The following is a 12,208-nucleotide window of genomic DNA, read 5'->3' as shown; positions in this document are numbered from 1 at the left end:
GTTCCAAATTCTTGCGCGTGATTGACCTCGCGTCAGACCTCTTTGCGCTCCCATTCAGCCGTTGTAACAAAACCATTCTGGGGAGTATTGAGCTGGCATCGACAGGTGCCGAGGTCGTTTCCTCGGACGGGATGCCATAGCGCGGGTACGCGTACTCCTCGAGCAGCCCCTCGTCGTCGTCGTCAACGATTTCCGCGCCAAAGTCGACGAGCTTGGCAGTATGCCGGGCAACGTATAGCAGTTTGAGCGCGGGTGGCGGAGGCATGGGGTAGCGGGTCGACCTTTTAGAAAGGTAGGTGGCGAGGTCGGCCTGCGCAAGGTCGGGCCGGCCGTAAATCATCTGAGTCGTGGCATGCCTTCTCGGCAGATGAACGAGCGCGTTAGGGCGGAAGCATGTAACAGCGCTGGCAGGCGGCTGCCGCCCCCCATTTCGTCAAGGTGTTGGCGAACCAGCCTCTCGATTGACGCCGGACGGCAGGCATTGCGCTCCGAACTTTCCTGCCCATTCGGCAACAGGCCGGAACAAGACCTCTATCCCGCTCTGGGCCCATCGTTTCTTCCAGATCATGCAGGCTGAGACTCTAGCCTGAATATCTCAAGGTAAGGGGTGCATCGGCCCCAAGAATCTGAGAAACTGCTTTTGTGACAAAGAGTTACCAGTTCAGGAACGGGGTCCGATGCACACACACTGTATCTTTCGACGGCCACAAAGTGGTCGCCGGTTTCGACGGCGGAGCGATCACCTCAGATGCCGGCGCCTTGCTTGTGCGCCACGTTGACAAAATCGTTGGCCTGTTCCGCCGGGTGGCTTGCCTGCTTCATCGACCGACGCGATCCGGACTGCACGGTGCACAGCGTACAGACGCTGGTGGCACAGCGCATCGCGGCGATCGCGCTGGGATATGAGGACGTCGACGACCACGACACGCTCCGCCACGACCCCGTGCTGGCCCCTTGTGTCGGAAAGCCTGACGCCGAAGCGGGAGGATTGCGCGGTGCTTGCCGGCAAGTCGACGCTCAACCGGCTGGAGCTCAGCCGGGTCGGGGAGCCGACGCGCTACCACAAGATCGGCCACGACACGCAGGCGATCGAAGCTCTGTTCGTCGACCTTTTCCTGGAAGCCAACGACACGTCGCCGGGCGAGATCGTGCTCGATCTCGACGCCACCGATGACCCGCTGCACGGTCACCAGGAAGGCCGGTTCTTCCACGGCTACTACAACTGCTACTGCTACCTGCCGCTCTACATCTTCTGCGGCCGGCACCTGTTGGCGGCAAAGCTCAGGCGTTCCAACACCGACGCCAGCAAGGGAGCGGTCGAGGAGGTCGAGCGGATCGTGCAGCAGATCCGCAGGAAGTGGCGCAGAGTGCGCATTGTCCTGCGCGCCGATTCCGGCTTTGCCCGGGAAGAGCTGATGGCCTGGTGCGAGGCCAACGGCGTCGACTATGTCTTTGGCCTTGCCCGCAACGAGCGGCTGGAGAAGAAGATCGCTCCAGCCTTGCAGGAAGCTCGCCTGGCATCCAGGAAAAACGACCAGGCCGCGCGCGTGTTCCGCGACTTCATGTGGTCGACTTTAGACAGCTGGTCACGCCGACGGCGGATCGTCGCCAAGGCCGAGTGGACGACGCAGGGCGCCAATCCGCGCTTCGTCGTGACCTCGCTCAAGCCAAAGCGTTGGGCGGCACGGGGACTTTACGAGGATCTCTACTGTGCCCGCGGCGACATGGAGAACCGGATCAAGGAGTGCCAGCTCGACCTCTACGCCGACCGCACCAGCGCTCACACCATGCGCGCCAATCAGCTGCGGCTCTGGTTCGCCTCGTTTGCCTACGTCCTGATCTGCGCCTTGCGCCGCCTTGGCCTCGCCCACACCAGGCTCGCCAACGCCACCTGCGGCACGATCAGGCTGAAGCTGCTGAAGATCGGTGCGCAGGTCCCTGTCTCGGTGCGTCGGATCAAGGTCGCAATGGCTTCAGCCTGTCCATACGCGGACGAATTTGCCCTGGCCCACGCTCGAATATGCGCCGCGGCCCGCTGACGCCGCCGGACCTGAACCCTTCCCGCAAACAACCGAGGAAAATTGCAGAGCCCAGCACCGCCGCTCTCCGCGGCGCTGGCTGCGCTCGTCCTCAAAACGGGGATGAGCAGCGCCGACCCGCACCAGTCAAGATGCGGCTCGAGCCTGGGTGCGGTGAGAGAAGCGGGCTAGGCCAGCTGACAGCGCACGCAAAGCAGGATCATTAACTGGTCAACCGGCTTCCTTTGAACATCACAATCCTCCGAAGTCGTCGAGACGCTGCGTACCACAACGCCGGTGACCAAACTGTTGTCACAGATTCTTGAACTAAATTTACAGAATCTTTGCGACCGCAAATCGTTGACAATGGTACGTTCACTATAAGGTTTGAGATCAGGCGCGGCGGAAAAAACCTTCTGGCGATGTACGCTAAGGACCGCTGCACAGCACGCCACCTCGGAGTTAACGGCCAATGGCAGGAAGAGCGCTCATCCTGCTTGAAGGTTCAAGGTATAATGTCCGCTATACGGGTATGTCATCGCCGCTTCCCCGGCCGTGCTCGGATAGAGGCGGTACTTCTTGCGTGCTGTCGACTTAATCGATTGGTCGATTACACCATTTTCGACCTTGGGAACAGGAGGACCTGCGGCCCCTTAAGAACTCAAGCACTTGTGCCGGGCGCACCCTGTTGCGGGTCACCATCCGCCCAGCCCCGTCGCACCGAGAACTTGAAACGCATTCTTTGCCAGATGAGCGCGATCATAATCCTTCGGTGCCGCGGCATAAAACACAGCAATACGTCCCTGCACGCCGCCCCAGTAAAGTAGCCGCGAACCCCCGGCGATCAAAGCCTGACATTCAGGAGGCAATTGAACATTATGAAGCGCATGGCAGTCGGACGATTGTTTCACGAATCGCACGGATATGCGCCTGCCACGGCAGCGGCAGATATCACGGTCGTTCGCGGCCAAGCTATGATTGAGGGGGCCAAGGGAAATGGCACCACGCTCGGCGGGATTCTTGACGCCTTGATTGAACGCGCTGATATTGAAATCCTTCCCGTCTCAGATTCGATGATCGCCCCGAGCGGCGCCATCGATCATGGTTTCTACGTTGAGCAACGCCAGTTCTGGGGCGAGGAACTCAAGAAGCTCGCGCCCGATGCGATTGTCCTCGACCTGCATGGGTCGATGTCCACGACTGAGCTCGAAGATGCGGAAGGTGATTTCCTCTCCTACATTCGCGCCGCCATCGGCGGAAACGCAGTTATCGGGGTAGGTCTCGACCTTCACGCCAATATCACGTCGAAAATGTTGAATGCAGCCGACATCTGTATCGCCTGCAAGAAGAATCCCCATGACGATTACTACGACAATGGCAAGAAGGTCGTTAAACTGGTCTTCGATGTGCTCGAAGGCCGTCTGCGACCGGTCTATACCTTCGCGAAAACCCGGATGATTGCCCCCGGCAGGATAGAAACTCATCTCAGCCCACTTAATGAAATGCACGCACGTGCCCGTGCGCTCGAGAAGTCGGAAGCGCCAGTGGTGGACCTTAGCATCTACAACATCTATCGCTTTGCGGATCTAACGGACATGGGTCAGTCGGCTGTGATGCTGAGCAATGGGCCATATGCGCAAGCCAAGGCAATCGTCGAGGATTACGCCCAGGAGTTCTGGAACCTGCGCGAGAGCTTCAAGGATGAAACCGTGACGATCGCAGAGGCCCTGGATGCCACTGCGAAGGGCAAGAGTGGCATTACCAAGGCGTTTGCCGATCTTGGTGACCGGACGCTGGCCGGCGCGCCGGGGGACAGCACCTTGATCCTGCAGGCCGCACTGAACCATCCTGTGAAGCTCCAGGGCGCGATGACGGTTAATGATCCAGAGACCGTCGCCCAGGCACATGCCGCCGGAGTCGGCGCAAAAATCAAGATGCTTCTCGGCGGCAAGGTTACCCCGCTTTATCTGCCCTTCGACGTCGAAGGCGTGGTCAAGCTGCTCAACAACAAGGATATCAGACTCATCGGACCCAATTTTGCGAACGAATCTGCTGCTATGGGAAAGACGGCCCTCATCGAGATTGACAACCGTTTCCTTGTGATTGCCACGTCAAAGCCAGGATTCATCCTTGATCGCGCCATTTTCGAATCCCACGGCGTCAATATCAGGGAGCAGGACTTTATCGTGATGAAGTCGCAGTTCCACTTCAATCGCAATGTTGAGGGTTTTGCAGCGACTATCTATATTGCAAGCGCGGGCCTAGCCTATTACGTGCCCGGCGCTTTCCCCAAAAAGCGCGCGCGGGTTTGGCCGGACACCAATGTGGATGACGCGCCCATTATTGCAGCTCAAATAGTGGAGCGTTTAGCCGTATAAGGCATCCTCGCAACTCTAGGCCCGCTAACCCACCGGCAGGCCTCGAGCTTCTTCCAGGCAACCGTGCGATCAGTGTCTCTGTGTGGCCAAGGATCTCCGGATCGGCGCTCTTCTTCACGAGCAGCTCAGCTAGCCCGAAAAATCATGTCAGGTTGGCGGATGTGGAGCAAACGGTTGAAATGACGTAGGATTTGGTTGCTAAGGCCGATCCGAATCGTTTCCGGAGACCACACCCGCCATGAATGATCTTACGCTGCCGCTGAGCGGTTTATCATCTGTCGGCGGCAAGTCCGCCGTCGCCCGTTGCGACGGCGGTATGCTGTCCTCCAACAGCGGCGTTCTGGCTCTGGCCGAGGTGGAGAAACGACTGTGGGTGGCCGACCGTCTGGCGCGGTGCATCGAGTGATCCGCGCTCCCCGGACCAGGTTATCCATAGCATGGCCGATATGATCGGCTTCCGCATAAAGATGATTGCCGCCAGTTATGAGGATGGCAACGACGCCAACCGGCTGCGCTCCGATCCGATCTTCAAGATGGCCCAGGATGCGCTGCCTTCGGGTCGGGATCTGGCCTCCCAGTCGACGATGTGCCGGCTGGAGAACCTGCCCGGGGTGCGCTCGCTGCTCGCCATGGGCCGGGCGATGGTCGACCTCTATTGCGCCTCCTTCCGGCAGGTTCCGAAGCGGATCGTACTCGACATTGACGACACCTTTGACACCGTGCACGGCAGCCAGCAGTTCCGCCTCTTCAATGCTCATCACGACGAGTACGGCTTCCAGCCGATCGTGGTGTTCGATGGCGACGGCCGGTTTGTCGGTGCGGTCCTGCGACCGGCGAGGCGGCCGAGTGGCGCTGAAATCCGCCCCCATCTGCGCCGCCTCGTGCGGGCGATCCGGAGCAACTGGCCGAACACCCGGATTCTGATCCGGGCCGACAGCCACTACTGCAGTCCGCAGCTCATCGACTGGTGCCGCGCCAACGATGTCGACTTCATCCTCGGCCTGGCGCCCACCACGACCCTGCGCAAGCATGTCGCGGAGCTGAAGACCGGCACGACGGCGCGCTTCGAAACGTCGTGGAAGACGAACGAGGTCTGCCGCTTCAAGGAGATGGACGGGGCCGCCAGCTGGAGCCGCGTCGAGCTCGTCATCGCCCGCGTCGAGGTCGGCGCCCAAGGTGCTGACCCCCGCTTTATCGTCACCAACGTGCCGGTGGAAAGGCCAAGGCGCTCTACGCGGATCTTTACTGCCGCCGCGGAGCGGCCGAGAACCACATCAAGTGCTGGAAGACGCATCTCGCCGCCGACCGAACGTCCTGCACAAGAGCGACGGCCAACCAGTTCGTCAAGCGCTTTTCGAGCTCTCCGCCTCGCCGGCATTTGATGTCTTTCGCGGGGTCTCGCTTCTCTACGGGATCGGCGCTCTGGCCCTCCCTCCATGGGATTCAGAAGAACGAGGTGGAACAATCTGTTACCGCGTCCTGATGCCCAGTGCGATCGGTACTTCCGGAATTACGAACTCACCTCATCCTCGTCCCGCGAAGGACGGCTTTCCACCGGCTGGTGGAACTGTGTCGCCTTCTATCGGGGGCGATGATTTTCACATTTGATCCTGGTTCATTCCCTATCTATCTCCTTGTTCGGCCGATGGGGCGACCCTCTCCTCGTCCCGACCTGCTTCGACACTGGCCGCCGCGCGCAATGATCGTCAAGGGTGGAACCGCAGGGCCATCGCGCAGCGACTTGCCCTTGACGGGCACGAGCACGGCGGCATGCTGGACGCTGGTCGGGACGAGGTCAGCCGGCGACCGGCATGATTTCCGTCCTGGTCCAGCGGAACTGCGTGCCGTCGCGCCAGATCCGGTGCATGATCACCACCGACCGACGGGCGAGCGCGACAACGGCCTTCTGCTTGCCGCGCCGCTTGGCGACGTTCGTCGCCCAGGTCTTCGCCAGGACCATTTCGTCACCCGCGTCAGCAGGGTCTGCGCGGCCTCGTAGAGCAGCGTTCGCATCATGCGGTCGCCGCGAGATCCGACCGATGCGGCGGCTTTCGCCCGACTCGTTGAGCACCGGCGTCAAGTCGAAAATCGGCCCGATCGCTTTCGAATTGCGGAAGCGGGCCGGCACATCGATGGTCGCGGTGTAGGCCAGCGCCACGGCCGGGCCGACAGCGGGAATCGACATCAGTCGGCGGCAATTCTCATCATGTCAAAACCTTGCGGTGCAGGGCGGCAAAATTCTGGCGCAGCTTGGCGCGCGCCTCGAGCGGCGGTTCGATGATCTCGACCAGATCGGGCATGCCGTCGGTGAGCTCGCGGATACGCGCCGCGAAGCCGGCTGCGCCGACTTTGCCCGAAATTGCGCAGCAAGCCGCGGATGTCGATCTCGACGGCAATGGCCTTTTCCTGCAAGAGTTTGCGCGCCATCAGCAACGCCCGGCGCTTCTGGCTCGTCAGCGTCTTCACATGCACGGGGCGAAACAGATTGACCCGCATCATCTGCGCAATGCCGCGGGCGTCAATGCGATCGGACTTGTTCCGCTGGGCCTTCAGGAAGGCCTTGGTGTGCCGGGTTTCGATGCAGATGACCGGCAGCCCTGCTTCGGCCAGGCCACTGAACAGCCATTGCGACAAGGGCCCGGCTTCAAGCCCGATCCGCTCAAAGTTCCAGGCCGGATCCGTGAGCACCCGCGCAAGATCCTCCGGATGGCTCGGCACCTTCATTTCCCGGCAAATCGTGCCGGTTCCCAACGATGCATACTGCGGTCTCTTTCACCGAGACGTCTAATCCTGCATAATGTTTCATGCTGCGCTTCCTCCTTCTGATGCTTGTGGCTGCTTCCACGCAGACCACGTCTGATCATCAGCTCGAAGCGCAGCACCTTGATGGCATCATCGCTAAAAGATGAGGCTCAAGCCGAATACCCCATCTGTTCCTGCATGCCGGCGCCTACTGGCTTATATGAGATGGGTCAATGCGGACTCGGTTGTCAGGGTGACATTTTTTGCTCTCTGTAGGTTATTGCGGCATCCCATGGTCTGAGCCCGGTTGCATGACGCGGCTCGTTCCCAGAGCCATATCCAACTTATATACGGTCGCTGTTCGCAACAGCAGCACCAACATCCCGCTTGCGCCGGACAAAGGCTCAGGAGGACGATTCCATTCTCATGTGCGGGCTGTTGAGGCCATGCCAATAGTCGGTTCGTCCCACCTGGATCCGCCAGGACTGATCGGGTCCTGGAAGATTGCAGAATTCAGTTCGGGCCATGACGGTGCGCGAGATCCGCGGGCATCTGGAGGAACTCTACGGCATCGACGTGTCGCCGGACCTGATCTCGGCCGTCACCGACGCCGTCCTGGAGGAAGTGGCCGAGTGGCAGAACCGGCCGCTGGATGCGGTCTATCCGCTGGTCTTCTTCGATGCCCTCCGGGTCAAGATCAGGGACGAGGGCTTCGTGCGCAACAAGGCCGTCTACATCGCGCTCGGCATCCTGCCGGACGGCACGAAGGAGATTCTCGGCATCTGGATCGAGCAGACCGAGGGAGTTCTGGCTGCGTGTCATGAACGAGCTGAAGAGCCGTGGCGTCGCCGACGTCCTGATCGCCGTCGTCGAGGCCTCAAGGGCTTCCCCGAGGCGATCAACGCCGTCTTTCCCCAGACTGTCGTCCAGACCTGCATCGTGCACCTGATCCGTCATTCCCTGGAGTTCGTATCCTGGAAGGACCGCAAGTCCGTCGTGCCGGCGCTGCGCGCGATCTACCGGGCAAAGGACGCCGAAGTCGGCATGAAGGCCCTGGAGGACTTCGAGGCCGGCTACTGGGGCCAGCGGTATCCGGCGATCACCCAGAGCTGGCGGCGCAACTGGCAACACGTGGTGCCGTTCTTCGCCTTCCCCGAAAGCGTGCGCCGGATCATCTACACCACGAACGCGATCGAGGCGCTGAACTCCAAGCTGCGCCGCGCTGTCCGAACCCGGGGACTTCCCCAGTGACGATGCGGCCACGAAGCTGCTATATCTGGTCCTGAACCACGCCGCCGAGGATTGGAAACGACCGCCGCGCGAATGGTTCGAGGCCAAGACCTAGTTCGCCGTCGTCTTCGGCGAAAGGTTCGTCAGCCAATGACGAAACCGGCCTCGCGCACAGAATTCCTGACAGTCCCACCTGGCTGAACAGCAGGCCCTTGATTCGGTTGACGTGGCTGATGCGCTCGTTCGTCAAGGCCTTGCGCTCACGCGAGATACGGCGGCGGTCTTCTTCCGCGGGCGTCGGCACCCGGACCATCGCGCACACCCGCGGCTCGCCTCGCTTGTAGGCCAGCAACGCCCGGACCAGCGCCTCGCCGTCGATCTTGTCGGTCTTTACCCGGCGCCGCCGGCGCGAGGACGCAATCGATGCCGGATCAACCACGTGGCTTTCGATTCCTTCGGCCTGCAGCAGGGGATGGATCCAGAAGCCGTCGAGTCCGGCTTCCTGGATCACGATGATCGGAAAGCACCGCCCGGTCCGGGCCTGCGCCTTCCTGTTGACCTCGGCAAAACGCGCCAGCATGCCGGCGACATCGCCGGCCACCACCACATGCTTCGACATTTTCGCGCCGGCGCCCGGTGACAGCGAAGTGATCCACCATTTCGAGCGACTCAGTTCAACGAGACGAAGATTGCGCCAAGATCGGTACGGATAGCGGTCGGCGTTTCGGATCGGTGAGCTGCAACGGGCATGCTTGCCTCCAAGGTAAGGTGTTTGTGTTTAAGCAACCTCACTTTGCCACAGCGCAGGTCGCTATCCACCCTCCTCATAGGATCTCATGTGGGGCCTGCGCGCCGCGATGTCGAAACGCTCCAGCTTTGCAGTCGCTCAATTCGACACGCTGCGACTGCGCCTCATCAAGATCGCCGCGCGCGTGGTCGAGATGAAGACCCAAATCCGCCTGCACCCGCCGACATCCTGCCCCGACCAACGCACCCTGCGCATCGTCCTCAGTCGCGCCGCAACTCGCGACATAAACAATGGGGCGCAGACGTCCCAAAACAAACCCGCTGACCTCAACACGCAAACCCCCGCCTGCCATCACGCCGGATCACCGCCGGCGCCTGACGAGGCTCGTGGAAAAGCACCGCAATGGCGGCCACATCGCCGCTTCAGGCCGCCGAAACCTAACCCCGTGCATCAAGCGGGCTAGCTTTCGCGCGAAGCTAGGAGCCGTGGCCTCATCCGGAAAGCGCGTGCATGCGGCTAATGAAGGCCGGTCACCGTCGCTCTCGATTCCGAGGGTCAAATCGGATCGAGGCCGGCCTCCGGACTACCGCCACTGTATCCGCGGGATGCGGGACAACTCCATCGAAGCCCCTGATCCATGTCGAGCAGGCCGGCAAGCGCGCCCCCAAGATCCCCATCGCAATCGTGAGATCGGAGCGGACGGACTCCGCTTGGCATATCCAGACGAGTAGCTCGCCAACCATCTGCTGTATCCAAGTGGTGTGCAAAGGCACCAAAAATCGGAGATATTTCATACCTTGCAACATTGCTTAACAAGTATTTATTCAAAACAACACCGAATATATATTTACTAACGTCGGTGTACGTGTTTTGATATCCACGTTTATCGTGTAACGGAAAATATTAGATGTTGCGAGGAAAATATGATTGCATAACATAAAAACAAATGCTAACGTAGACGGTCCTCATTGCTCGCAAAAGCTGTCGTAAGGCTGTGGCTGATGTCTAAGGTGCCTCGGGACTTCGGCTTGCATGAATTTTGATCTCTTCCGAAAGGAAGAGAGCTAGCGGTATTCGACCTTTGATCATTAAGCGGGCCCGTTGAAAGCACTTCACGACTCATCACTTGTACTGGGCAATCGATATTATGACGCACTCCAGCAAGGTAGTTATCGTCACTGGCGCAACGTCGGGAATAGGGGAGGCCATCGTACAGGCCTTCGCGGCTACAGGAGCGTCACTCGTGTTGGTTGGCCGCGATCAGGAGCGGGGCCAACGAGCCTTAGAGTCGGTTCAGAAACTCGATTGTGCGGCTGAATTGATGCTTGGCGATGTCGCTGACTCGGCGTTCGCGGACCAGGTGATTAATTCCACCGTAGGGCGGTGCGGAAAGGTCAGCGTCTTAGTCAACAGCGCAGGTATCATACGGCGTGGAAGCGCCCTCGAAACCACGGAAGATGATTGGCGGCAGACATTCGACGCCAATGTCAACGGTGTTTTCTACTTTAGCCGCGCCGCGGTGAAGTCCATGAGGAAAACCGGCGGCGGAAGCATTGTCAACATAGCCTCCAACGTGGGGTTGGTTGGCTGTTCCGGGCTGGCTGCCTATTGTGCGTCGAAGGGCGCGGTCATTCTGTTGACACGAGCCATGGCCCTCGACCACGCCAAAGAGCAAATCAGCATCAATGCTGTCTGCCCTGGCGCTGTTGATACGCCCATGCTTGTGTCGGCCCATAGCAAGCCGGTTACCCTCGACGAGGTCCTTCAAAGGAATGTTGATTCAATACCCCAGGGTCGCGTGGCTACTCCGAAAGAAATTGCGAGCTTGACGCTATTCCTCGCGAGCGAGGAAGCTAGGCACATCACTGGGGTTGCTGTTCCAATAGATGGCGGGTTCACGGCAGGATAGGAGGAATTTTGGGTAATCGGCTATCAGGCAAAGTTGCCGTCGTCACCGGTGGCAATCGAGGTATAGGGCGAGCAATTGCTGAGAGGCTCGCTGATGAAGACGCCATGGTCGTCGTCGGCGATTCCCGTGACGATCGCTCTGCCGATTCCGGCAGCGTCGAAAGGCTCACGTTTATGTCTCTTGATGTCACAAAGGAGGCGTCGGTTCGTGCATTTATTAACGAGGTCCTTCAGACGTTTGGCAGTATCGATGTACTGGTCAACAATGCTGGTATCATCGTCCATAAGTCCATCGACGAACAGACTGTCGAGGATTGGGATCGACTTATGGCGGTCAATCTCCGTGGTCCGTTTCTAATGGCCAAGTATGTGGCCCCAGAAATGAGACGGATTGGTTCAGGCGCGATCGTCAATATCGGGTCGGTCGAGGGCTTTGTGGTCAACCCCTGGCATACAGCCTATGCCGCCACCAAGGCCGGCGTGCACGGTCTCACGCTGGGACTGGCGGTGGACCTTGGACCCGATGGAATACGCTGCAATACCGTGTGCCCAGGTTGGATCGACACCGACTTGAATCGCGCCTATGTCGAGCTCCACCCGGACCGAAGCCTGGTCGAGAGGGAATTGGCACAACTTCACCCGGTTGGAAGGATCGGCTCCCCTAAGGAGATAGCAAATGCGGTCCTTTGGCTGGCGAGTGACGAATCCAGCTTCGTTAGCGGTGAGATGATCGCTGTCGATGGTGCCCGAACCAAGAAGGTATCCCTGCCGTCCATCTTGGACGAGGAGTATCGGGCCAAGCTTACGAAGCATAGTGCCTCTTCCGAAACCCGCACCCCGACCCCTTCAACGAGCAGGCTTCTATGATTAGTGTTTGAGGTCAAGCTCCTCCTGCTTTCTTTCCGGACGATGTCACTCCGTGGGTCACTCGCTTCTCTTCGCGGCAGGTGCAGGCCGCCGCATGATGGGGTCAGTAGAGCGAGGCACCTCAACCTGTTGAACGACCTTGGGAGAGTTCGTCCCAGGACCGTGCCTGCTAGTGGTTTACGCCTGACATAAGAGTCCGGCTGGGGATTCCCTTTTGTGAGTGCGCATGCGAGTCTGGCGCATGCGCACAGGAATATTGCTCACCGTTTCTTCGATTGATCGTCAGCGTCTGGGCGCGCTGATCAGAGATCGCAATG

The 12,208-nt window shown here is 59.7% G+C and carries 4 protein-coding genes and 6 pseudogenes; 7 read left to right on the top strand and 3 right to left on the bottom strand.

Annotated features, from left to right (window positions below; all coding sequences use genetic code 11):
* Nucleotides 1–115: 115 nt before the first annotated feature.
* Nucleotides 116–244, bottom strand: a pseudogene (locus X735_RS1000000170170) (aminocyclopropane-1-carboxylate deaminase/D-cysteine desulfhydrase family protein); the annotation flags it as partial.
* A gap of 398 nt (nucleotides 245–642) precedes the next feature.
* On the opposite strand from X735_RS1000000170170, the pseudogene X735_RS00210 reads away from it, so the two are divergent.
* The 3 genes and pseudogenes from X735_RS00210 to X735_RS1000000166985 all read left to right on the top strand — a co-directional run.
* Nucleotides 643–2,039, top strand: a pseudogene (locus X735_RS00210) (IS1380 family transposase).
* An 857-nt stretch (nucleotides 2,040–2,896) separates the two neighbouring features.
* Nucleotides 2,897–4,396: a M81 family metallopeptidase gene (locus X735_RS136010; RefSeq protein ID WP_023814422.1), complete on the top strand. Its 1,500-nt coding sequence runs from the start codon at nucleotides 2,897–2,899 to the stop codon at nucleotides 4,394–4,396.
* 238 nt (nucleotides 4,397–4,634) lie between these two features.
* Nucleotides 4,635–5,738 (top strand): annotated as a pseudogene (locus X735_RS1000000166985) (IS1380 family transposase); the annotation flags it as partial.
* Nucleotides 5,739–6,191: 453 nt separating this feature from the next.
* Here X735_RS1000000166985 and X735_RS01000000166605 read toward each other — a convergent pair.
* Nucleotides 6,192–7,202: pseudogene (locus X735_RS01000000166605) on the bottom strand (IS110 family transposase).
* Between the two features lie 461 nt (nucleotides 7,203–7,663).
* Between X735_RS01000000166605 and X735_RS01000000166600 the strand changes: the two are divergent.
* Entirely contained in the window at nucleotides 7,664–8,389 is a 726-nt protein-coding gene (locus X735_RS01000000166600; protein WP_023814416.1) for an IS256 family transposase, read from the top strand.
* 175 nt (nucleotides 8,390–8,564) lie between these two features.
* On the opposite strand, the pseudogene X735_RS01000000166595 reads toward X735_RS01000000166600, so the two are convergent.
* Nucleotides 8,565–9,118: pseudogene (locus X735_RS01000000166595) on the bottom strand (transposase); the annotation flags it as partial.
* 83 nt (nucleotides 9,119–9,201) lie between these two features.
* Here X735_RS01000000166595 and X735_RS1000000169160 point away from each other — a divergent pair.
* The 3 genes and pseudogenes from X735_RS1000000169160 to X735_RS136025 form a co-directional block, all read left to right on the top strand.
* Nucleotides 9,202–9,384 (top strand): annotated as a pseudogene (locus tag X735_RS1000000169160) (transposase); the annotation flags it as partial.
* A gap of 879 nt (nucleotides 9,385–10,263) precedes the next feature.
* On the top strand, nucleotides 10,264–11,025 hold the full coding sequence (locus X735_RS136020) for an SDR family NAD(P)-dependent oxidoreductase (protein WP_023814412.1): 762 nt from the start codon (nucleotides 10,264–10,266) through the stop codon (nucleotides 11,023–11,025).
* A gap of 8 nt (nucleotides 11,026–11,033) precedes the next feature.
* Nucleotides 11,034–11,891: an SDR family oxidoreductase gene (locus X735_RS136025; protein ID WP_081735029.1), complete on the top strand. Its 858-nt coding sequence runs from the start codon at nucleotides 11,034–11,036 to the stop codon at nucleotides 11,889–11,891.
* Nucleotides 11,892–12,208: the final 317 nt, after the last annotated feature.

Origin of the sequence: Mesorhizobium sp. L2C084A000, assembly GCF_000502875.1 — a bacterium.
In the GTDB taxonomy this organism is placed as follows: domain Bacteria; phylum Pseudomonadota; class Alphaproteobacteria; order Rhizobiales; family Rhizobiaceae; genus Mesorhizobium.
Note: the sequence above shows the minus strand (reverse complement) of the source record. Positions and strands in the feature narration are given on the sequence as shown.

Bases quoted from the DNA above. Each gene is read 5' to 3' on its own strand.
- X735_RS136020 (WP_023814412.1), top strand. From the start codon at position 10,264: ATGACGCACTCCAGCAAGGTAGTTATCGTCACTGGCGCAACGTCGGGA.
- X735_RS136010 (WP_023814422.1), top strand. From the start codon at position 2,897: ATGAAGCGCATGGCAGTCGGACGATTGTTTCACGAATCGCACGGATAT.
- X735_RS01000000166600 (WP_023814416.1), top strand. From the start codon at position 7,664: ATGACGGTGCGCGAGATCCGCGGGCATCTGGAGGAACTCTACGGCATC.